Genomic DNA, 21,442 nt, shown 5'->3' with positions numbered 1-21,442 from the left:
GAAGCCATAAAGGACAAGAGTTTACCCTATGGCGCCGAGCTGTAGGAGCCTGGCTTGCCGCTGATGGCATATCGGCGGCAAGCCAGGCGTCAGTTGCGGCGTTCAACGATATAGCGGGCCAGCTCGCGCAGCGGCTCGGCGCTGGCGTTGAAGGGGCGCAAGGCGTGAAGTGCCTGGTCACACAATTCCTGTGCATAGGCTTTGGCCGCGTCCATGCCCAGCAGCGCCGGGTAGGTCGGCTTGTCCCGGGCGATGTCGGCGCCCTGGCGCTTGCCGAGGGTAGCGGTGTCGCTTTCCACGTCCAGAATGTCGTCCTGCACCTGAAAGGCAAGCCCCACGGCGCGGGCATAAACCCTCAGCGCCTTGAGATCGTCGGGGCCGGCCCGTTCGCTGGCCAGCGCGCCGAGCACCACACTGGCTTCGATCAACGCGCCGGTCTTGTGCCGGTGCATTTGCTCCAGCGCGGCCTGGTCGAGCTTGAGCCCCACCGAGCCGAGGTCAATGGCCTGGCCACCGACCATACCGGCCGGGCCCGCCCCGGCAGCGAGCGCGCGCACCATGTGCAGCCGTGTGCTGTCGCTCAGCGTGTCTGCGCTGGCATCGCTCAATGCGCTGAACGCCATCGCTTGCAGGCCATCACCGGCCAGGATCGCGCAGGCTTCATCGAAGGCCTTGTGCGTCGTGGGCTGGCCACGGCGCAGGTCATCGTCATCCATGGCAGGCAGGTCGTCATGCACCAGTGAATACGCGTGGATAAGCTCCACTGCGCAGGCGGCGCCGTCGGCGTTCGCCGCCTGGCCTCCCAGGGCTTCGCAAGCGGCATACACCAGCAATGGCCGCACCCGCTTGCCGCCGTTCATCACGCTGTAGCGCATGGCTTCGTACAGCCTCGCCGCTTCGGCCAGGTGAGGGCGGAACAGGTGCTCCAGGGCCGCATCCACGCGTGCCTGGCATTGCGCTTGGTAGCTCGCGATCATTCCGTTTCGTCCACGTCCAGCGGCGCTTCGACAAGCTGGCCATCACGTTCAAGCAGCTGCTGCACCTTTACCTCTGCCGCTGCGAGGGCATCCTGGCAATCGCGGGTCAGGCGAATCCCCTGCTCGAAGGCGGTCAGCGAATCTTCCAGGGACAGCTGGCCGTTCTCCAGACGCTCTACCAGCGTTTGAAGGTCTGTGAGCGATTGCTCGAAGTCCAGAGCGGTTTTCTTTCGGGCCATGGCGGCATTCTCGGCAGTCTTGATCAACCGCGCGACGTTAGCAGAGCGGGGCAAGGTGGGCAAACCGGGGCGAGGCAGCGCGTCAGTTCTTGATGATCGAAATGCTGCCGTTGCGTTCGAGGATGGCGTAGCGGATGTCCTCCATGCGCTCGACGCCCTGGTTCGACCGCGCGGTTTCCATGATGTCGGCTTCGGTAAGCCGCGCCTTCGCCAGCCGCTTGCCGAGCGGCCGCCCGTTCTCGACCAGGATCATGGCGCCGTCGTCCAATAGTTTGGCCAGGCTGTTGAACCGCTGTTTGGCCAGGGAAAAGCCTACGTCCATGGCGATAAGCGTCGCGATCACCAGCACGGCATTGGTGAAGGAGAAGTCGTCACCCAGCAGCGCTTGTTGAGTGGCTTCGCCAATGATCAACAGCAGCACGAAATCGAAGGTGGTGAGATCGACCAGCGAGCGGCGGCCGGCAATCTTGAACAGGATGATCAGCGCGATATACATCGCGCCTGCGCGCAAGGCAGCGTCCATGGCAGCTCCGGGGTCAGGGATAGATGAACTTGGGTACCGCCACATGGGCGCCGGTGGAAAGGGCGATGTCCGCACGGTAAAGCCAGGCGCCATCGCTGCGCAGGGTGAGGTAAAGCGTGGCTGTGCCGTTTCCATCGGTGCGCAGCGGAACCACCAGGTCCCTGCCGCGGCTGTGGGCCGGGCCGCTTTCAGGGTACAGCGCTTCGATGCTTACCCCTTCCAGCAGCCTTGCGCCCAGCGTTACTTCAAGTGATTGACCGGGTTGGCCCTTGGCCGTGATCACCATGTTGTCCTGTGCGCCGTTGCGGCTGAAGCGCTCGTACTCTACCCGCAACGTACCGTCAGCACTGGCAACATCCATCGAGGACAACGGGCCCTTGGAGAACAGCCCCAGCAAGGTCAACAGCACAACCAGCATCAGCAGGTACCAGCCGATATGCTCGATGGCCCAGGCGCGGCGTTGCCTGCCCATGTCCTCGACAATGGGGTAGGTACGGTTGGCAAAGTCGTCGTCGTTGTCCATGGTCGCCGGCGTCCTCGGGTTTGCCCTTTGAGCCACGCGGAGGGCAAACCGTTCCGCATCCGCGAACACGCAGGCCACTCGTCAGATGTCGCCGCCTGGTTTCGGAACCATCGCCCGTCTTGAGTACCGACAGTAGTAACGGACGACAGGGGTCGCCCGCGCTTTCAGCAATGAGGGATACAACCATGGACTCATTACTTTCCGGGCTGATAGGCCTCGTGATTCTGCTGGCCGACATCTGGGCGATTGTCAGCGTATGGCGCAGTGACAAAGCTTCCGGCACCAAGGTGGGCTGGACTGTGCTGATCTTTATCCTGCCGGTGGTAGGCCTGGTGATCTGGGGCATCATGGGGCCACGCGCGCTGAACCCCGGGCCGTCCTCCCCCACGCATAGCAAGGGCTGAATGCTGAAGTTCAGGCCAGCGCCGCACACGCTGCAAAGGCGCCGGCCACTTCATCGATAACGGCGCGCACCCGAGCGCTGTGGCGCAGGTCCGCATGGGTCACCAGCCACAAGTCGTAGCCGGGCTCCGCGCTCCGGTCGGGCCATACACGTACCAGGCCAGCCTGCTCCGCGGGTATCGCGGGCAGCTCGCCAAGGCCCATACCCAGCGCAACACACCGACGTACCAGCAGGCTGGAGTTTACGGTGGCTACAAGCTGGCCGTGATCAATAGGCTCACCTACCAGGGTGGCGCCACCGGCTCGCTCCAGGTAAGGCTGATACATCACCAGTTGATGGCCGGCGAAACGGCTACCAGACACCGGCTCACCCTCCCGCTCCAGATACTCCGCCGAGGCAAACAAGCCAACCGGCCAGGTGGTCAGCCGCCTGGCGATGAGGTCGGGGTTGTCAGGCTTGACGTTGCGGATGGCGACATCCGTTTCCCGTCGGCTCAGGCTCACGATCCGCGTCGAAGCATCCAGCTGTACCCGTAGCGCGGGATGCCGCCTTGCCAGGCGCGCCATGGCCGGGATCAACACGTCCATGGCCATGGTTTCGGTACAGGCTACCCGTATCACGCCCTGTAACCGCTCATCCAGCCCTTCCACCTGCCGTTGCAGTGCAAGGGCGGCGTTCTCCATGCTGCGTGCAGCTTCCAAGGCAACTTCGCCAGAGGGGGTCAATACGTAGCCCTGAGAGGTGCGCAGGAACAGCGTGGTGTTCAAAGCCTGCTCGAGAGCGGCCAAGCGCCGACCAATCGTGGCCTGGTCCACCTTCAGTGCCCGGGCCGCTGCCCGCAGCGTGCCGTGACGGCTGAGCGCCAATAACACCCGAGTGTCGTCCCAGTTCATGAGGTGAGAGCGCCGATGAAACCGCTGTGCATGGTGAAGGCTTGTGTGGTGGGCAAGCCGTGAGCCTACGGCGTGCACCGTGCGAACGCCACATAGGCGTGAAGATCCCGGCACGGGCATTCCATGCAGGCACACCTGTTCAAGCCGCAGGCTCGCCGAGCCGCGATGCTGATCACTATTTCGATAGTGACCTTTAGTGAGGCAATTTCAATGCGCGCGCATCCCTTCCCCTATCCGGCCATTGGCCTGCTGGCGTTGGCCGTTGCAGGGTTGGTTCAAGCCCAACCGGTACCGCCGGTAAAAACTCAGGTGCCAGGGTATTTCCGGCTGGCAGTGGGCGATTACGAGGTGACCGCGCTGTTCGACGGCTATAACGATTTGTCCCCTGACCTGTTGCAGGGGCTGGACAAGGCGCGCATCCGTGAACTGCTGGCTCGCCAGAGCATGGGCGGGCAGGGCATGCGCACCCACTTCAATGCGTTTCTGGTGAACACCGGCACGCATCTGGTACTGGTGGATACCGGCGCCGGCCAATGTATCGGTGAAACGGCGGGTAGCCTGGTGAGCAACCTCAAGGCCGCCGGGTATGAGCCTGCCCAGGTAGACACCATTCTCCTGACCCACTTGCACCTGGACCATGTGTGCGGGCTGGTGGACAAAGAGGGTGCTGCGGTGTTTCCGCAGGCGACTGTGCATGTGGAGCAGGCCGAAGCTGACTATTGGCTAAACCCTGCGGTGATGGCCAAGGCGCCTGCCGCTGCGCAGGAATACTTCAAGGTGGCGCAGCGCTCGGTAGCGCCCTACAAGGCCGCCGGCCGCTTGCAAACCTTCACTCCGCCTGCGAACCCCGTGCCCGAAGTACAGGCCCGTCTCGAAGCAGGGCATACACCCGGCAGTACTACCTACCGGTTTACCTCGGGCGGGCAATCCATCGTGTTCATTGGAGACCTGGTGCATAGCCTGGCCGTGCAGTTCGAACACCCTGAGGCGGGGATTCGTTTCGACGTGAGCGGCCCGGAGGCGATCAAGGCGCGCAATGCGGTGTTTGGCCAATTGGCCGACGAGCACGTGTGGGTTGCCGCGGCGCACTTGCCGTTCCCGGGTACAGGCCACATCACCCGGGCGGGCAAGGTGTTCCATTGGGCACCAGTGCTCTATGGGCCTTACCAGCCCGCCGCCAAGGTGCCGTTGCTCAAGTAGCGCTCACTGGCCACGCACGGGGCTGGCCGTGCCTGGCGGCACATCGCTGGCCCGTACCGGCCAGCGCGTTGCCACTTCCTGAGCCAGCCAGGCAAGTACCAATACGGCACTGGCGATGCCAAACAGCAGGCGGTACTGGCCGCCCGTTGCGTTGAATATCGCCGAGTAGGTGATACCCGACAGCGCCTGGAAGCTGGCGAAGCTTACCGTCGCGCGGCTCCATGCCACTTGTTGCTGAGCATGGTTGGGGCACAGCTCGTGCACTCGAGCCAGCGCCAGCGGCACGATGCCCGGTGGGAAGGAGCCGATGACGACGGCCACGATGGCCAATAGCCAGAACGCCTGCGCCAAGGGTAACACGGCTACGGCGGCCGCCTGGGCAATCAGCACCAGCCGGATCGCCGGGCGAGCGCCCATGTGATCGGCGAGCGCGCCATACACCATCGGCCCAACAATGGCCCCAAGGCCATAGAACACCCACACAAGCGCCGCTTCGTGAGTACCGGCACCCAGCCCCCGAGCGATGTAATCCACCAGAAACACCATGGCCGGTACCAGCCCTGCGGCCATCAGTGCGTATTGCCCGAACAGCAGGCGCAGCGCCGGGTTGCCGGGCATACGTATATGGCTGGCGGCCGCCTCGCGGTGCGGTGCTGGCCAGCCGAACCAGCTTAAGGCAGTCAGCAGCAATGCCAACCCTCCCAGGCCCAGCCAGGTCGCCTGCAACCCGAATCGAAGCAAGGCAGGCACCAGCGTGCCGGAGGCGGCGATGCCTACGCCTACTCCCATGAAAATCGCACCACTGGCCAGCCCCCTGCGTGCGGCCGGCACATGTGGCAGCACGGTAGCGGCTACCAGCACCATGATCGCGCCACCGGCAATCCCGGACAGCAGCCGCCAGGCAAAAAACCATGGGGTGGAAATCGGCCAGGCGCAGGCGAAGAACGACAAGGTCACGCCCATGAGCATCCAGCGCAGCACGGTAGTGTTGGACCAGCGCCTCGCCAGCGGATGGCCCACCAGCGCACCGATCAGGTAGCCCGCCAGGTTGGCCGCGCCCAGGTACACCACTTGGGCTTCGGCGAACCAGTGCGCCTCGATCAGCGATGGAATCAGTGGGGTATACGCGAAGCGCGCCAGGCCGATGCTGACCAGGCTCGCGCAGAGGCCGGCGAAAATGGCCAGCCATGGCGTAGCCGGGGCTGGGTGTGGGGAGGAGGCGTGCATATTCGAACCCTGTCGGAGGAACGGCCCAGGCGACCGTAATGGCTCCATCCTAGGCCTCGAAACGCAGGGTTTCGCGCAGCGATTTCTCACGCCAGTGCTGCAAAACTGCAGCAGGCGCCGCCGTCATCGCAGACGGCGACGCTCGGGCCCTCAGCGAGAGGTGAGGACGGTGTAGCTGTTCATCAGGTTACGGTAGTTCGGCAGGCGCTCGGAAAGCAGGTTGCCCAGCCCTTCGATATCGTTGCGCCAGTCGCGATGCAGCTCGCAGGCAACCGAGAACCAGTTCATCAACTGTGCCCCGGCAGCGGTCATGCGAGCCCAGGCCGCCTGCTGCACGGTTTCGTTGAAGGTGCCCGAGGCGTCAGTGACCACGAACACATCAAAGCCTTCGGCGATGGCCGACAGCGTCGGGAAGGCCACGCACACGTCGGTTACAACGCCTGCGATGATCAACTGTTTGCGGCCGGTGGCCTTGATCGCCTTGACGAAATCTTCGTTGTCCCAGGCATTGATCTGGCCAGGGCGAGGGATGTAGGGCGCATCCGGGAAGGCAGCTTTCAGTTCCGGTACCAGGGGGCCGTTGGGGCCCTGTTCGAAGCTAGTGGTGAGGATGGTCGGCAGGTTGAAGAACTTGGCCAGGTCCGCCAGGGCCAGCACGTTGTTCTTGAACTCGTTCGGGGAGAAGTCTTGCACGAGCGAGATAAGGCCGGTCTGGTGGTCCACCAGCAATACTACGGCATCATCCTTGTTAAGGCGCTTGTAGGGGGTCGTCATGGTGTTGCTCCTCGGAGTAGTTAAAAAGGGGCGCAAAGGCACGCCCTAGAACGCGAAACACGAGCAGCCGAACGCCCCCCAGAACTCCTGGAAGCGGCTGACAGGTACATTGGAAAGCCTGGCGCGGTCGTGGCTATGAGCGTGCACGGCGCAAGCCCCCTGGCATTGGTGAACAGCCGCCATCGGTGCCGATGCGGGGCGATAATGGCCCGGTACGAGCGTGACCGGGGACCACTCTGGCACTACCGGGATCGTTGGCGGCGACAACTCGCGGAAGTCACCGTCGGCATACACCACCTTGCCGCCAACCACGGTAAGCACCGACTCGATCCACTTGATGGCTTCAGGGTCCACGCTGAAGAAGTCCGCCGAGAGCACCGCCAGGTCGGCCAGTTGCCCGACCTTGATCTGGCCCTTCTTGCCTTGTTCGGACGAGAACCACGCGCTGCCGTGGGTAAACAGCTCCAGCGCGGTGGACCGTGGCAGCCCTTCGGGATACAGCTCGAGCCCGCCAACGGTGCGGCCGCTGACCATCCAGTACATAGATGTCCAGGGGTTATAGCTGGAAACGCGTGTGGCATCGGTCCCGGCGCCAACCGGTACACCCTCGGCGAGCATACGTTTGATCGGCGGCGTGGCCTCGGCTGCAGACGCACCGTAGCGTTCCACGAAGTACTCGCCCTGGAACGCCATGCGGTCCTGGATGGCGATGCCACCGCCCAGCGCCCGTACGCGCTCGATGTTCTGAGGGGTAATGGTTTCGGCGTGATCGAAGAACCACGGCAAGCCATTGAATGGGATGTCCCGGTTCACCTTCTCGAAAACATCGAGCATGCGCGAAATGGATTCGTTGTAGGTGGCGTGAAGGCGGAAGGGCCAGCGGTGCTCCACCAGGTGGCGCACCACCGGCTCCAGTTCGTCTTCCATGCTCTGCGGCAAGTCCGGGCGTGGTTCGAGGAAGTCCTCGAAATCGGCCGCGGAAAACACCAGCATTTCACCGGCGCCGTTGTGGCGCAGGAAGTCGTCGCCCTGGTGCAGCTTCACGCTGCCGGTCCAGTGCTTGAAGTCAGCCAGCTCTTCCTTGGGCTTTTGGGTAAACAGGTTGTAGGCGATACGTACGGTCAGCTGCTGCTCGCGTGCGAGGGTCTGGATAACTTCGTAATCGTCCGGGTAGTTCTGGAAGCCACCACCCGCGTCGATGCAGCTCGTCAGCCCCAGCCGATTCAGCTCCCGCATGAACTGGCGGGTGGAGTTCACCTGGTACTCCAGCGGCAGCTTGGGCCCTTTGGCCAGGGTGGCGTAGAGGATCATCGCGTTCGGCCGCGCGATCAGCATGCCAGTGGGCTCACCTCGGCTGTCGCGAACGATTTCACCCCCGGGCGGGTTTGGCGTGTCCTTGGTATACCCGACCACACGCAGCGCGGCGCGGTTGAGCAGCGCGCGGTCGTAGAGGTGCAGCACAAACACAGGGGTGTCTGGCGCGGCCTGGTTCAGCTCTTCGAGCGTGGGCATGCGCTTCTCGGCGAACTGGAACTCGTTCCATCCGCCCACCACACGAACCCATTGAGGCGACGGCGTGCGGTCTGCCTGGGTCTTGAGCATGCGCAAGGCATCGGCCACCGATGGCACCCCTTCCCAGCGCAGTTCCAGGTTGTAGTTCAGGCCGCCCCGGATCAAGTGCAGGTGGGAGTCGTTCAGGCCTGGGATGGCCGTGCGGCCCTTGAGGTCGATGATCTGGGTGGCATCGGTACGTAGGGCCAGCACTTCGGCTTCGCTGCCTACGGCAACGAACTTGCCGCCGCTGATCGCGACCGCGCTTGCGGTTGGCTGTTGGCGGTCGACGGTATGGAAACTGCCGTTGAGGAGAATCAGTTCTGCGGACATGGGCGTTCCTGTAGAGCGGTTGAACGGTTGGCGGCAGGCCCCGGGCCAGAGCACGCGCAGGCCGCCGGGGAGGATAAGGTCATGTTCCGTGAGCGTTCAGCGGGTGGCTTGCATCGGTGTGCTTTGTTTCGGCAGGGACCAGGGGCCGACCGTATCCCTGAAGGTATTATCCCCAGGGGTAACACTCCCGGTGCGCTGGCGCGGCGCCGCAGATATCGAGCCGGCCTGGGCCTGACGCCAGTTCAGCGGGGTACAGCCCGCCAGGCGGCTGAACGTACGGGTGAAGTGGGATTGATCGGCGAAACCACACTCTTCACCGATCTGGGCAATCGGCAGGGGGCTGCTGGCCAGTAGTTGCTTGGCGCGGTCTACCCGGGCGCCTAACAGCCAATCCCGTGGGGACACGCCGGTATTCTTTTTGAAGGCCCGGGAAAAATGGCTGCGCGAGAGGGCACAGGCCTGGGCTACCTCGGCGATGGACAGCGGCGTGGCCATACCCTGGGTCATCAGCTCCTTTGCCTTGCGCTCTTGCCACGGAGCCAGGGCAACCTTGGCCGGAGCCTCGACGGCAGGTGCCGCGTATTGGGCGAGCAAGTGTGCGCACAGCTTCAAGCCCTTCTGGTACACGGCATGTGGCGCGCCGCCGTCCGGTGTGCACAAGGCTTCGCGGAGAGACTCGATGAGGCGGTAGGACACCGCGTCAAGGGTGACGGTCGACGGCTGCGTAAATGCATTCATGCCCGGGGCTCCTGGCTAGGGGTACGAAGCCAGTGTGGCGGGAGGGGGGAAGGAAGTACTTTAGAGAACCTTAAATGAGCGGCAAGCTTTAAGCGTCAAGCGGCAAGACGGGTGATGCAGCCAGCCGTGCGGGGCTTGTAGCTTGTAGCTTACAGCTTGAAGCTTAAGGCCGGCCCTGAACGGCGGCTTCGATGGCGTTCAACAGTGCCTCGCCGGTGAAGGGCTTGGCGAGAAAGCACACGGCGCCTTCAGCGAGCGAGCGAGCATCGGCGTCGTTGCCATTGGCCGAGATGCATACCACCGGCAGCGTGTTGCCTCGTGCGCGCAGCGCCTGTTGTACCTGATGGCCGGAGAGCCCGGGCATGCACAGGTCAAGTACCAGGCACGCCGCGGTATCCACGGAAGGCGAGGCGAGAAAAGCCTCGCCACTGTCGTAACACAGTGCCTGGTAACCTGCGGACTTGAGCAGGTTGGCGAGGCTTTTTCGCACGGAAAAATCGTCGTCGACGACGCACACCACATGCATGGGCAGGGCTCTTTGCGGCAAGAGGGGGCAGCGGCGTGGGCCACTCGGTGTGTGCGTCGCGAGCGTTCAGATCAACTCAAGCTCGGCGACGTCAGGCACCATGCCGAGCATTGTGCATAGGTTCACCAACTCGACCAACGTACGAGCGCGCATTTTGGCCATTACGTGCTTTTTGTGAACCTTGACCGTCACTTCCCGGGTGCCGAGGAGCGCTGCGATCTGCTTGCTTTGCCGGCCCTTGATGAGCCATTCGAGCACTTCCCGCTCGCGTGAGGTCAGCGACGTCAGCCTCTGTGCGACCTGGGAATGGCGGCGGCGTCGCGTCAATGCCTGTCGGGCCTGTTCAATGGCGCTACGTACCACATCGAGCAGGCGGTCATCATTGAAAGGTTTGGTCAGAAACTCTTCGGCGCCCGCTTTCATGGCTTTTACTGACATTGCGATGGTGCCGTAGCCGGTCATGAAAATGATCGGCAGGCAGGCGCCGCGCTTCAGCAGCGCATCCTGCACGTCAAAGCCCGTGCCTTGCGTGAGGTTCACGTCCAGCAGCAAGCAACCTGGGCGCTCGCCAGCCCCTTGCCGCAAAAAAGCGGCGGCATCCGTATAGCTCGCCGCTTCAAGCCCTTCGGACCGGAGCAAGCGTGTAATGGCAGCACACACGGAAGGATCATCGTCGACGATATGTACCAATGGGATCAGGCCATGATCGTCATCGGTCGTGGCCGTCAGAGCCGGGGCCTTTGCAGGGATCGGGGTCGTTACCGGTACTTGCGACAGGTTCAAGCGATAACCGCGTCGAGGGACCGTTTCGATGACCTGGGTACCTACCTGCAGAACCTTTCGCAGCGTGCAGATGTGCACCTGAACGTTGTTTTCTTCCACCACCATGCCGGGCCACACCTGCTCCAGCAGTTCGTCCTTGGTCACCAGCCGCCCAGGCGCCTGAAGCAGCAGTGCAAGGATGTCGAAGGCGCGGCCTCCCAGGCGCAGGGCCTGGCCATCGAGGAAAGCCTCGCGGCGCTCGAGCGAAATCGACGCATTACCGAGCTGGATCATGGGTTTTCCGCGTTATGCGATTCATTCGGGAGAAGTTCGTTCAATCCCGTGAACGGTAGTGCATGAACTTCGCGGCGGCAATCATACTCAGGGATGACGGCAGGCTTATCAGCAGGCAAATGAGCACAGCCGTGCAAGAAGTCTCAGGGCAGCGTCGGCCATAGTCAGCGCCATTGCAGTTTTCCCTCTGCCGGAGCCCGTCATGTCCTCCAAGGTCACCGCCACTTCCGCCTCCGTGCCTTATCAGGTAACCCTGTCGGACGGCGCCCACCAATGGCTTGCTGACATCGCACAGGAAGGCACTGAAGACGCAGGCCCAGGGCCTCATGAATTGCTGCTGTCCTCTCTGGGTGCCTGCACGGCGATTACGCTGGGCTTGTACGCCCGGCGAAAGCAGCTACCACTTGAAGGCATTCACGTTGCGCTGGAAATCACAGTCGAAGACCCCGCCGCCGGCCTTACTCGGATCGAACGCCAGATCTCGCTGCAGGGTGACCTCGACGATACTCAGCGCCAGCGTCTGCTGCAGGTGGCCAATGCCTGCCCGATCCACCGGCTGCTCAGTGGCACGGTAGACATACATTCGGCGCTGGCTCCCGTTTAAACCGTAAACCACGCACTGGAGGCAAGACGTATGAGCACCTTTACCACCGCTGATGGCACCGAGATCTACTTCAAGGACTGGGGCCAGGGCAAGGCCGTACTGTTCAGCCACGGTTGGCCGCTGGACGCGGACATGTGGGACTCGCAAATGCATTACCTGGCTTCCCGTGGCTACCGCACCATCGCCTTCGACCGCCGTGGGTTCGGCCGCTCCAGCCAGCCGTGGACCGGTTATGACTACGACACCTTCGCCGAAGACATTCACCAGCTGATCGAGCACCTGGGCCTGGAGAGCGTAACGCTGGTCGGGTTCTCCATGGGCGGCGGCGACATCAGCCGATACATCGGCCGCCACGGCACGGCCAAAGTGGCTGGGCTGGTGCTGCTGGGCGCGGTAACGCCCATCTTCGGCAAGACCGAGAGCTTCCCCGAGGGCGTGCCCAAGGACGTGTTCGACGGTATCAAGGCCGGCCTGCTGAAGGACCGCGCGCAGTTCATCAGCGACTTCGCCGCGCCGTTCTATGGCACCAACAAAAACCAGACCGTCTCAGAAGGCGTGCTCACGCAAACGTTGAATATCGCGCTGCTGGCCTCGCTCAAAGGCACCGTGGATTGCGTTACCGCGTTCTCCGGGACTGACTTCCGCGCGGACCTGGCCAAGGTCGACGTACCCACGCTGGTGATCCACGGCGACGCGGACCAGATCGTGCCCTTCGAGACCACGGGCAAGCTGGCGGCCCAAGCGGTGCCCGGCGCCGAACTGAAAGTGTACGAAGGCGCACCCCATGGTTTCGCCGTCACCCATCAGGAACAGCTGAACGAAGACCTGCTGGCGTTCCTGAACAAGTAAGCCCCGCTACAGGTCAAAACGGCCCGCGAACGGTCAGTTCGCGGGCTGATTGCGCTTTGAACCCTCATGCGAAAATTTTTTCCCCCGCTGTGACGCCTGTCACAATTACCCGAAGCCACGGAAACCGGGGCTTCGGTTCCTGTTTCCGGATTTGCCGGTCCCGCCCGATCCGGACTATTCGCCTGACCCGCATGGTAGAGCGCTCAAGGGTGGGCTACAGTGCTCATTAACAATAAGAAAACTGTAGAAGGAAGTTTGCCATGCTTGACTATAAGAAAACCCATCGCTGCCTTCTTGCTGACGTAGCCTCCGGTCAATCTACCCATCGCGGGCAGTTGACGCAGACCTTGCAAGCCTTGGTGCTTGCGGGCTTTCTTCGCAGTGAACGCGTGTACAACCCGGATCGGGCCATCGTGTTCAGGCTTACGTTAACCGCTGCCGGTCATGAGTACCTGGCAGGGTTATGGCATTGAAGGCAATCCCCGGGCCGGCAGGACGCCGGCCCATCGCTGCTTTTGCTCCCTCTCTCGTAGAAAGCCCTGTTGGTAACCTCTGCTCACATAGTCAGCCCGCGGGTTCTTGGGCTCGTTTCGGTGTTGATTTAAGGTAGGCACCTTCTACCTGCGCGAGCAAAGGCATGAGCGACACTTCTGTTGGCCCCGGCCTGCCTCCTGAAGGCTACAGCGCCTGGCTTGCCGACCTCAAAAACCGCATTCATGGCGCCCAGCAGCGGGCAACCCTCGCGGTAAATCGCGAGCTGGTACTGCTTTATTGGCAGATCGGCCGCGATATTCTTGGCCGTCAGGCCGAGCAGGGCTGGGGTACCAAGGTAATCGACCGGCTGGCACGCGACCTGCGTGCGGCGTTCCCGGACATGAAAGGGTTTTCGCCCCGCAACCTCAAATACATGCGCGCGTTTGCCGAAGCCTGGCCCGACGCGGAGTTTGTGCAAGAGGTGCTTGCACAATTGCCGTGGTATCACCAGTTGGCGTTGCTGGACAAACTCCCTGGCCCTGAAACCCGACGCTGGTATGCCGCCAAGGCCATCGAACACAACTGGTCGCGCAACGTACTGGTGATGCAGATCGAGGCTCGCCTGCTGGAGCGCACAGGCCAGGCCGTAAGTAACTTCGACAGCCACCTGCCCAGGGCGCAATCCGACCTGGCCCGGGAGTCTCTGAAAGATCCATACCGTTTCGACTTCCTCGGCTTGACCGTCGAGGCCCAGGAGCGCGATATCGAAAGCGCGCTCGTTCGGCATGTCACTGACTTTCTGCTGGAGCTGGGCGCGGGTTTCGCCTTCGTTGGCAAGCAGGTATTGCTGGATGTCGGCGGGGACGAGTTCTTCATCGACCTGCTGTTCTACCATTTGAAGCTGCGCTGCTATGTGGTGATCGAGCTCAAGGCCGGCAAGTTCAAGCCCGAGCACCTTGGCCAGCTGAGCTTCTACCTCACCGCAGTGGACGCACAGCTCAAGCATCCCCAGGACGGCCCCACCATCGGCTTGCTGTTGTGCAAGAGCAAGAACAAGGTGGTGGCGGAATACGCCCTGCGAGACAGCGCCCGCCCCATGGGAGTGGCTGAATATCAACTGGTAGGGGCGTTGCCTGCCGAGCTGCAGGCCAGCCTGCCCAGCATCGAGCAAATCGAGCGGGAGCTGGCCAGCGAGGGCGGCCCTGTGGCTTGAGCATCTGCCGAAGGCATCATTGCGATGTCTTCGGCAGCGCGTAGGCCATGATGTAATCCCCGGCCCGCGTACCCAGCCCACCGTGCCCACCGGCCGCAATCACCACGTATTGCCGGCCATCGGCGCCTTGATAGGTCATGGGCGTGGCCTGGCCACCCGCAGGCAGGCGCTGGCGCCACAGCTCACGGCCGCTGCCCGCTTCGAATGCCCGCAGGTAGTCATCGGCGGTGGCACCCATGAACACCAGGCCGCTGGCGGTGTTCAGGTTGCCGCCGATGTTGAAGATGCCCGTGGACAGCGGCAGGTTGAAATGGGTCTTGAACAGGCCCATGTCCCGGGTAGTGCCCACGTCGCGCCGCCACAACAACTGGCGGGTTTTCAGATCGATCGAAGCCAGTTGCCCCCATGGCGGCGCTTTGCATGGCGCGCCCAATACGCCCAGCCAGGGTTCCACAGTGACTACATAAGGTGTGCCGTATTGCGGGTTCACCGCGAACTCTTTGGGGCGAGGCGGTTGGCCCACGCCGTTCCACGGGTCAACGGTGCCATCGGCTTCCGCCTGTTCGCGGGGTACTACCTTGGCCGTGAACGGGATGTAGCTCAGGTTCGCGTACAGGCGCTGCCGCTGTGGGTCCACACTCGCGCCGTGCCAGTCGATCACCCCGTCGAACGCCGGGTACACCAGGGTTTTACGCTCTAGGGAGAAGGGCGTGAACGCGCCTTGGTAGTTCAGCCGCTTGAAGTCCAGCCGGCACAGCAGTTGGTCCACTGGGGTGATACCCCACGCATCCTGCTCATGCACCGGGGGCGGCGCAAAGCTCGGCAAGCCTGCCGAGTAGGGTTGTGTGGGTGCGGTTGGATCATCCGGTAGTCCACCCTGAGGCGCTGGGCGCTCCTCAACCGGAACGATCGGCTCGCCAGTGAGGCGGTTGAGTACAAACAGCTCGCCACGTTTCGTGGTTTGCACCAACGCGGGAATGGGTTCACCTCCAGCACCGGGAATGTCCAGCAGGGAAGGGCCGATAGGCACGTCCATATCCCACAAGTCATGGTGCAGCGTCTGGAAGTGCCAGCGCGGTGCGCCGGTATCGATGTCCACAGCCACTACGGAACTGGAGTAGCGCTCATCGAAAGGCCGCCGCTTGGCCCCATAGTAATCCGGCACGGCGTTACCCGTGGGCAGGTACACCAGCCCATGTTCCACGTCTGCGGTATATACGCCCCAGGCGTTGGGCGTGCCGAGCGTGAACTGTTCGTCCGCCGACGGGTGCTGCACCGCTTCGTCCGGCCGGCCCACATCCCAGGCCCAAAGCAGCTCGCCGGTGACAGGGTCGAACGCTCTCACCGCGCCAGACGGTTCGTTGGTTTTCTGGCCGTCGTAGATCCAGCCGCCAAGTAGCAATTTGCCCTTCGCCACCAGCGGCGGCGAGGTGATGAAGTGGAAGCCCTTGGGGACGTCCCCGAGATGCGCTCGAAGGTTCACGAAGCCGTGATCACCAAAGCCTTCGCACAGCGCACCAGTGGTGGCATCCAGCGCGAACAGCCGGGCATCCGCGGTCGTAGAAATGATCCGTTGCGGGCAAGGGGTGCCGGCCGGCGCCTGGTAATAGGCAACGCCGCGGCAGGCCAGGTAGGCATTGTTGGAGGTGTCGTTCTGCGGCGTGAAACGCCAGCGCTGCGCCCCTGTCACGGCATCGAGCGCGATGACTTCCCGATGCGGCGTGCAGAGGTAGAGGCTATCCCCCACCTTGAGCGGCGTGACTTCGAAATTGAATTCATACCCATGGCTGTTCTCGCCTTGCCTGGGCAGGTCGCCTGTCCGGAAGCTCCAGGCCAGCTGCAAGTTATCTACATTGGCGGGGGTGATCTGCCCCAGCGGTGACCAGCGATCCCCCGTCGGCGTGCCGCCGTAGTAGCGCCAGTCCTGGCCCTCCTGGCTCGTGCCGGTGAAGCCCGCCATTACCTCAGGCAAGCCTCTGGCGGCCGGCTCTGAAGGTTTGTAGGCCACAAGCGCCGCCACCAGCGCCACGCCACATAGCGGTACCCAAACGTAACGACGGTTGCTCACCGGCCCGCTGCGGTCGAGCCCGCGCTGAACGAAAGGCAGCAACAGGTATAAGCCCAACAAGGTCGGTACCAGTACCCTGGGGAGCAACCCCCAGACATCCAGCCCTACCTCCCAGAAGGCCCAGATAACCGTAAGCAGCCATAGCGCGCCATACAACCGCACACCCAGCCGCCGGCCACGCCACAGCAGCCCGCCACTGGCCGCGAGGCCGGTTCCGGCAAGCGCGTAATACCAGGAGCCCCCCAGCGCCGCCAACCAGCCCCCCGCCCCGAGCATCAACAAACCAAACAGGATAAATAACGCAGCAGTAATGCGCGGAGGAGGGGCGGCGTGGATGCGCATGGCAGACGGCTCCGGTCAAAGGCGTGAGGGTTGGAGGCGCCTGCGAGCGGGAAGGTTCTGAGCGGTTGCTTAATGGGGAGCTGAAGCTAGTGAAGTGAATCCCCGGGGCTGGGCAACGCCAATGCTGTAGGAAGCGTTCCAGAGGCCGAATTGCGAACATTAAAAAGCCGGCTTGTGGCCGGCTTCTCGTCGATAAGTCTGGCCTATTTTTGGTAGGCCGTACCTATCTGCAAAAGGTAGGGTGCTGTTGCATCAAGCAATAGCAGGCGGGCTGGCGGGTAGCTGGCTCGCCGGGTATTGGCCCGAAGGCTGGTACCGAAGTGGCGCCATGGTAGCGGCGCAGGCGGGGGTTGGGTAGGGGTAATCGGGCCAGCGGTTGCAAAAAAGCTGCCGCGGCCATGGCCTGCCACAAGAACACGTCGAACACTGTAGCAGCACGCCTTGGCGGCGACCCGCCCAACAGGGCGGCGGATTCGGACACCCCGAATGAAAAAGCCCCGGCGCAAGGCCAGGGCTTCGTTTCACTCAACCACGTACTTACTCTTTGTAAGCAGCTACGGATTTGGTGATTTCGGCGCGGGCAGCGTCAGCGTTGCCCCACTCCTTGAGTTTTACCCACTTGCCAGGCTCCAGAGCCTTGTAGTTCTCGAAGAAGTGCTGGATCTGTTGCAGCAGCAGCGGCGGCAGATCGGTGTATTCCTTCACGTCCTTGTACAGCGCGCTCAGCTTGTCGTGAGGCACGGCCAGGACCTTGGCATCGCCGCCACCTTCGTCGTCCATCATCAGCACGCCAACCGGGCGGGCACGAATGACCGAGCCAGGCACAACCGGGTACGGGGTCACTACCAGCACGTCCAGGGGATCACCATCGTCCGCCAGGGTGTTGGGGATGTAGCCGTAGTTGGCCGGGTAGAACATCGGGGTAGCGACAAAGCGGTCAACGAAGAGCGCGTCGCTGTCCTTGTCCACTTCGTATTTGATCGGCGCATGGTTGGCCGGGATCTCGATAACGACATGAATGTCGTTCGGCAGGTCCTTGCCGGCTGGGATCTTGCTGTAGCTCATCAATAGTGCTCCCGTTAACAGTCGGATCGTTGAGGCCAGTTTTTGGCAAAAGTGGCGGGATTATAGGCATATCGCGAATACGGCGCCACGGTAGGACCGCCATGCGAGCGGTCGGTTGCACGGCCCTCAGGCAAGCGGTTCGGCAGCGGTCGGCAATGCTTGCGACGCGTGCAGGCGATGCAGGGGATCTTGCCGGTAGAACGCCTGGAGTTGCTGGTAAACCTCAGGGTAAGCGGCTACCAGCAGGTCGGGCGCGCTGAAGAAATATTCGCTGGCAACGGCAAAGAATTCCGCCGGGTTTTCCGCTGCGTACGGGTCAATGGCGGTTTCGGCGTTGTCGTCCGCATCCAGCTGGGCATTGAGGTCATCGAAAGCGTGCTGCATGGCCTCGGCCCAGTCCTTCACCTGCATGCCCCGGTGCAGTGGAGGCAGGCCGTTGGCGTCGCCGTTGAGCATGTCCAGCTTGTGTGCCAGCTCGTGAATCACCAGGTTGTAGCCGTCCCACCCACCGCTGGAGCTCACGCCGGGCCAGGCAAGAATGACCGGGCCTTGCTGCCACGCCTCGCCACTGTGCTCGGCGTCCCATTCATGTTCGATCCCGCTGGCGTCGCGATGGCGCTGTGGGCTGCGAAAGTCGTCCGGGTACAGCACGATTTCGTGAAAGCCGTTGTACCAGCCCAGCTCGTCCAGCCCAAGCAGCGGCAGCTGCGCCTGGGCGGCAAGCAGCAGGCAGTCGTGGTCGGTCAGCTCAAGGCCGGGGAGGGTGGTCAGGGTTTTGTCGGCGAGGAACAGCAGGCTACGCTCGCGCAGCGTGTGGTCGTCTTCCGGGCTGATGCCATCGAGTATTGGCAGGGCCTCGCGTACAGCGGCCCACTGAGCCTCGCTGATCGCATACCGATGCAAGGTGCGTTGGCGTTTCCAGGCCTGCCAGCTCCACATCAGCGGCTGGCAGCCTTCGCCGCGCCGCCTGTGCGGGCACGCACCAAGCCGATGATCATCGGCAGCAACGACAGCCCCACAATGAACAGCACCATCAGGGTGAGGTTCTGCTTGATGAACGGAACGTTGCCGAAGAAGTAACCCAAGGTGATCAGCCCGCCCACCCAGGCCACGGTACCGGCCACGCTGAAGGCCACGAAGCGCAGGTAGGGCATATGAGCCACGCCTGCCACGAACGGGGCGAAGGTGCGGATGATGGGCAGGAAGCGCGCCAGGGTGACGGTTTTGCCGCCGTGGCGGTCGTAGAACGCTTGAGTGCGCAGCAGGTAATCCCGGCGGAATACACGAGAATGCGGATTGGCGAACAGCCTTTCGCCAATCGTACGGCCTACCACATAGTTGGTGCTGTCACCCAGGATCGCCGCCGCCATCAATAGCCCGGCGAGCATTACAGGGTCCATGCCGCCACCGGCCGCTACGGCACCCGCAATGAACAGCAACGAGTCGCCCGGCAGGAACGGCAGCACTACCAGCCCGGTTTCGCAGAAAATCACGGCGAACAGAATAAGGTAGATCCAGCTTCCGTACTGGGTCACCAGCTGGTTCAGGTACACGTCCAGGTGAAGAATGAGGTCCAGCGGGTTGAAGTCCATATACGCCACCTGTGTGCGGCCCGGCAGGGCAAAAGCGGCCATTATACGGGCGATTACCACCGATGTTCAGTCGGTGATCGGCAACACATAGTTCTTGAACTCGTGGTCTTCGACAAACCCGATGGATTCGTACACCCGGTGCGCCACTTCATTGTTCACACTGCTGGACACGCGCATACGGACCGAATTGCTGTCGCGGGCCAGCTTCCTGGCCGTGCGCATGAGGTTATCCGCCACCAACATACGTCGCGCATCTTCTGCCACGTAGATGTCGTTGAGTATCCACACGCGCTTCAACGCAAGCGAGGAAAAGCTGGGATAAAGCTGGCAAAAGCCCAGCAAACGTTGACTGTCAGCGTCTGGGAATGCGAGGAAAATCACCGACTCCTTGCGCCGCAGTCGCTTCTCCAGAAACGTTCGGGAAGCCTCTGGGAACGACAGCTCCCCGTAAAACTCCCGATATTTCACGAACAACGGGGCGATCAGGTCCAGGTGGTCCAGTGTGGCTTGGATGATATGCATCAGTGCCTCGTCGGTCAGGTTGCGCAGAAACGCAGGGCAATGGCAGGTACGGCGAAGCACCGTGGCAATCGGGCAATGAGCAATAGATAGCGCACCGTGGGCGAAGGGCAAGCCCACCTGGCAGGAAACAGACGGCAGGCGCCCGGGAAGGCGCCCGCCAGAGGGTAGTCAGAAGAAGCCGAGCGGGTTGATGTCGTAGCTCACCAACAGGTTCTTGGTTTGCTGGTAGTGGTCGAGCATCATCTTGTGGGTTTCGCGGCCTACGCCGGACTTCTTGTAGCCACCGAACGCCGCATGCGCGGGATAGAGGTGGTAGCAGTTGGTCCACACGCGGCCGGCCTTGATGCCCCGGCCCATGCGATAGGCGCGGTTGATATCGCGGGTCCATACCCCGGCGCCCAGGCCGAACTCGGTATCGTTGGCGATCGCCAGCGCTTCGGCCTCATCCTTGAAGGTGGTCACGCTGACCACCGGCCCGAAGATTTCCTCCTGGAACACCCGCATGCGGTTGTTGCCTTTGAGCAGGGTAGGCTGGATGTAATAGCCCGTGGACAGGTCGCCCTCGAGCTTTTCCACCTGGCCACCGGCCAGCAGCTCGGCGCCTTCGTCCTTGGCGATCTGCAGATAGGAAAGGATTTTGTCGAACTGCTGTTGCGAAGCCTGGGCGCCGATCATGGTGTCGGTGTCCAGTGGGTCGCCACGCTTGATCTGCTCGACCTTCTTCATCACCTCTTGCATGAAGGCGCCATAGATCGACTCCTGAACCAGCACGCGGGAAGGGCAGGTGCACACCTCGCCTTGGTTGAAGAACGCCAGTACCACACCTTCGGCAGCTTTTTCGATGAACGAAGGCTCGGCCTGCATGATGTCTTCGAAGAAAATGTTCGGCGATTTGCCGCCCAGCTCTACGGTGCTGGGGATGATGTTCTCCGCCGCACACTTCATGATGTGCGAACCCACCGGTGTAGACCCGGTGAACGCAATCTTGGCGATACGCTTGCTGGTGGCCAGGGCCTCACCCGCTTCCTTGCCATAGCCTTGCACAACGTTGAGCACGCCCGGTGGCAGCAGGTCGCCGATCACTTCCAGCAGCACCGAGATGCCCAGCGGGGTCTGCTCGGCGGGCTTGAGCACCACGCAGTTGCCTGCCGCCAGCGCAGGGGCCAGCTTCCACGCAGCCATCAGGATCGGGAAGTTCCAAGGGATGATCTGGCCAACCACGCCCAGGGGCTCATGGATGTGATAAGCCACGGTATTGCCGTCGATCTCGGCCGCGCTGCCTTCCTGGGCGCGCAAGGCCCCGGCGAAGTAGCGGAAGTGGTCCGCCGCCAGCGGGATATCAGCATTCAGCGTTTCGCGAATGGCCTTGCCGTTGTCCCAGGTTTCGGTAATGGCCAGCAGTTCGAGATTCTGCTCGATGCGGTCGGCAATCTTCAGCAGCACCAGCGAGCGCGCCTGTGCCGAGGTGCGGCCCCAATCGTCAGCTGCCGCATGTGCAGCGTCCAACGCCTTGTTGATGTCTTCGGCGGTTGAGCGAGGGAACTCGGCAATGGGCTGGCCATTGATCGGGGAGGTATTGGTGAAGTACTGCCCTTTCACCGGTTCTACGAAACGGCCACCAATGTAGTTGCCATAGCGTTCCTTGTAGGAAACGGTGGCGCCTTCGGTGCCGGGGTGTGCATATCGCATGGGTGTCTCCTGGGCTTTTATTGTTTGCGGAACACGCGCGTTAGCGTCTGTAGAGCGTAGA

23 protein-coding genes are annotated in these 21,442 nt (G+C 62.5%); 6 read left to right on the top strand and 17 right to left on the bottom strand.

Annotation, left to right across the window (positions count from 1 at the left end; translation table 11 throughout):
* Positions 1-89: 89 nt before the first annotated feature.
* The 4 genes from ispA to G7016_RS19955 all read right to left on the bottom strand — a co-directional run bounded on the left by ispA (position 90) and on the right by G7016_RS19955 (position 2,262).
* Positions 90-977: a (2E,6E)-farnesyl diphosphate synthase gene (gene ispA, locus G7016_RS19970; protein WP_181117466.1), complete on the bottom strand. Its 888-nt coding sequence runs from the start codon at positions 975-977 to the stop codon at positions 90-92.
* Positions 974-1,216, bottom strand: coding sequence for an exodeoxyribonuclease VII small subunit (locus tag G7016_RS19965; RefSeq protein ID WP_181117558.1), 243 nt, complete (start codon positions 1,214-1,216; stop codon positions 974-976). Before G7016_RS19965 ends, ispA begins: the two co-directional genes overlap by 4 nt.
* Before the next feature lie 82 nt (positions 1,217-1,298).
* Positions 1,299-1,739, bottom strand: a complete 441-nt coding sequence (locus tag G7016_RS19960) for a DUF421 domain-containing protein (RefSeq protein ID WP_181117465.1) — start codon at positions 1,737-1,739, stop codon at positions 1,299-1,301.
* 13 nt (positions 1,740-1,752) lie between these two features.
* A complete protein-coding gene (locus G7016_RS19955; protein ID WP_258195258.1) occupies positions 1,753-2,262 on the bottom strand; it encodes a hypothetical protein in 510 nt (169 codons plus the stop codon).
* A 185-nt stretch (positions 2,263-2,447) separates the two neighbouring features.
* On the opposite strand from G7016_RS19955, the gene G7016_RS19950 reads away from it, so the two are divergent.
* Positions 2,448-2,666, top strand: coding sequence for a PLD nuclease N-terminal domain-containing protein (locus G7016_RS19950; RefSeq protein ID WP_181117464.1), 219 nt, complete (start codon positions 2,448-2,450; stop codon positions 2,664-2,666).
* A gap of 10 nt (positions 2,667-2,676) precedes the next feature.
* On the opposite strand, the gene G7016_RS19945 is transcribed toward G7016_RS19950, so the two are convergent.
* Complete coding sequence (locus tag G7016_RS19945; RefSeq protein WP_181117463.1) at positions 2,677-3,558, bottom strand: LysR family transcriptional regulator; 882 nt, start codon at positions 3,556-3,558, stop codon at positions 2,677-2,679.
* A 210-nt stretch (positions 3,559-3,768) separates the two neighbouring features.
* Here G7016_RS19945 and G7016_RS19940 point away from each other — a divergent pair, with 210 nt between their 5' ends.
* Complete coding sequence (locus tag G7016_RS19940) at positions 3,769-4,758, top strand: MBL fold metallo-hydrolase (protein ID WP_181117462.1); 990 nt, start codon at positions 3,769-3,771, stop codon at positions 4,756-4,758.
* A gap of 3 nt (positions 4,759-4,761) precedes the next feature.
* Here the strand turns inward: G7016_RS19940 and G7016_RS19935 are convergent, their stop codons facing one another.
* The 6 genes from G7016_RS19935 to G7016_RS19910 all read right to left on the bottom strand — a co-directional run bounded on the left by G7016_RS19935 (position 4,762) and on the right by G7016_RS19910 (position 10,963).
* Entirely contained in the window at positions 4,762-5,985 is a 1,224-nt protein-coding gene (locus G7016_RS19935; RefSeq protein ID WP_181117461.1) for a YbfB/YjiJ family MFS transporter, read from the bottom strand.
* Positions 5,986-6,135: 150 nt separating this feature from the next.
* A complete protein-coding gene (gene ycaC / locus G7016_RS19930) occupies positions 6,136-6,759 on the bottom strand; it encodes an isochorismate family cysteine hydrolase YcaC (RefSeq protein WP_181117460.1) in 624 nt (207 codons plus the stop codon).
* A gap of 45 nt (positions 6,760-6,804) precedes the next feature.
* Positions 6,805-8,643: an amidohydrolase gene (locus G7016_RS19925; protein ID WP_181117459.1), complete on the bottom strand. Its 1,839-nt coding sequence runs from the start codon at positions 8,641-8,643 to the stop codon at positions 6,805-6,807.
* A 96-nt stretch (positions 8,644-8,739) separates the two neighbouring features.
* The gene (locus G7016_RS19920) at positions 8,740-9,381 is read right to left on the bottom strand and encodes an AraC family transcriptional regulator (RefSeq protein ID WP_181117458.1); all 642 of its coding nucleotides are present in this window, start codon (positions 9,379-9,381) and stop codon (positions 8,740-8,742) included.
* Positions 9,382-9,544: 163 nt separating this feature from the next.
* The gene (locus G7016_RS19915) at positions 9,545-9,907 is read right to left on the bottom strand and encodes a response regulator transcription factor (protein WP_181117457.1); all 363 of its coding nucleotides are present in this window, start codon (positions 9,905-9,907) and stop codon (positions 9,545-9,547) included.
* A 66-nt stretch (positions 9,908-9,973) separates the two neighbouring features.
* The gene (locus G7016_RS19910) at positions 9,974-10,963 is read right to left on the bottom strand and encodes a response regulator (protein ID WP_181117456.1); all 990 of its coding nucleotides are present in this window, start codon (positions 10,961-10,963) and stop codon (positions 9,974-9,976) included.
* A gap of 202 nt (positions 10,964-11,165) precedes the next feature.
* Between G7016_RS19910 and G7016_RS19905 the strand changes: the two genes are divergently transcribed.
* The 4 genes from G7016_RS19905 (at position 11,166) to G7016_RS19890 (ending at position 14,103) form a co-directional block, all read left to right on the top strand.
* Positions 11,166-11,567 (top strand): OsmC family protein, encoded by a 402-nt coding sequence (locus tag G7016_RS19905; protein ID WP_181117455.1) that lies wholly within the window; start codon positions 11,166-11,168, stop codon positions 11,565-11,567.
* Positions 11,568-11,597: 30 nt separating this feature from the next.
* Positions 11,598-12,416, top strand: a complete 819-nt coding sequence (locus G7016_RS19900) for an alpha/beta fold hydrolase (RefSeq protein WP_181117454.1) — start codon at positions 11,598-11,600, stop codon at positions 12,414-12,416.
* A 260-nt stretch (positions 12,417-12,676) separates the two neighbouring features.
* Positions 12,677-12,889: a hypothetical protein gene (locus tag G7016_RS19895; protein WP_181117453.1), complete on the top strand. Its 213-nt coding sequence runs from the start codon at positions 12,677-12,679 to the stop codon at positions 12,887-12,889.
* A 164-nt stretch (positions 12,890-13,053) separates the two neighbouring features.
* Positions 13,054-14,103, top strand: coding sequence for a PDDEXK nuclease domain-containing protein (locus G7016_RS19890; RefSeq protein ID WP_181117452.1), 1,050 nt, complete (start codon positions 13,054-13,056; stop codon positions 14,101-14,103).
* Positions 14,104-14,119: 16 nt separating this feature from the next.
* Here G7016_RS19890 and G7016_RS19885 read toward each other — a convergent pair whose 3' ends face one another.
* The 6 genes from G7016_RS19885 to exaC all read right to left on the bottom strand — a co-directional run bounded on the left by G7016_RS19885 (position 14,120) and on the right by exaC (position 21,381).
* Entirely contained in the window at positions 14,120-16,513 is a 2,394-nt protein-coding gene (locus tag G7016_RS19885) for a membrane-bound PQQ-dependent dehydrogenase, glucose/quinate/shikimate family (RefSeq protein ID WP_181117451.1), read from the bottom strand.
* A 537-nt stretch (positions 16,514-17,050) separates the two neighbouring features.
* Positions 17,051-17,578: an inorganic diphosphatase gene (ppa, locus tag G7016_RS19880; protein WP_181117450.1), complete on the bottom strand. Its 528-nt coding sequence runs from the start codon at positions 17,576-17,578 to the stop codon at positions 17,051-17,053.
* A gap of 126 nt (positions 17,579-17,704) precedes the next feature.
* On the bottom strand, positions 17,705-18,517 hold the full coding sequence (locus G7016_RS19875) for a M90 family metallopeptidase (protein WP_181117449.1): 813 nt from the start codon (positions 18,515-18,517) through the stop codon (positions 17,705-17,707).
* Complete coding sequence (locus tag G7016_RS19870) at positions 18,517-19,170, bottom strand: DedA family protein (RefSeq protein WP_181117448.1); 654 nt, start codon at positions 19,168-19,170, stop codon at positions 18,517-18,519. The genes G7016_RS19875 and G7016_RS19870 overlap by 1 nt, the downstream gene beginning before the upstream one ends.
* Before the next feature lie 66 nt (positions 19,171-19,236).
* Positions 19,237-19,692: a GNAT family N-acetyltransferase gene (locus tag G7016_RS19865; RefSeq protein WP_181117447.1), complete on the bottom strand. Its 456-nt coding sequence runs from the start codon at positions 19,690-19,692 to the stop codon at positions 19,237-19,239.
* Positions 19,693-19,860: 168 nt separating this feature from the next.
* Entirely contained in the window at positions 19,861-21,381 is a 1,521-nt protein-coding gene (gene exaC / locus G7016_RS19860; protein ID WP_181117446.1) for an acetaldehyde dehydrogenase ExaC, read from the bottom strand.
* Between the last annotated feature and the right edge of the window lie 61 nt (positions 21,382-21,442).

The organism is Pseudomonas japonica, from assembly GCF_013522925.1.
Classification (GTDB): domain Bacteria; phylum Pseudomonadota; class Gammaproteobacteria; order Pseudomonadales; family Pseudomonadaceae; genus Aquipseudomonas; species Aquipseudomonas japonica_A.
This window is presented reverse-complemented; position numbering and strand designations above follow the sequence as displayed.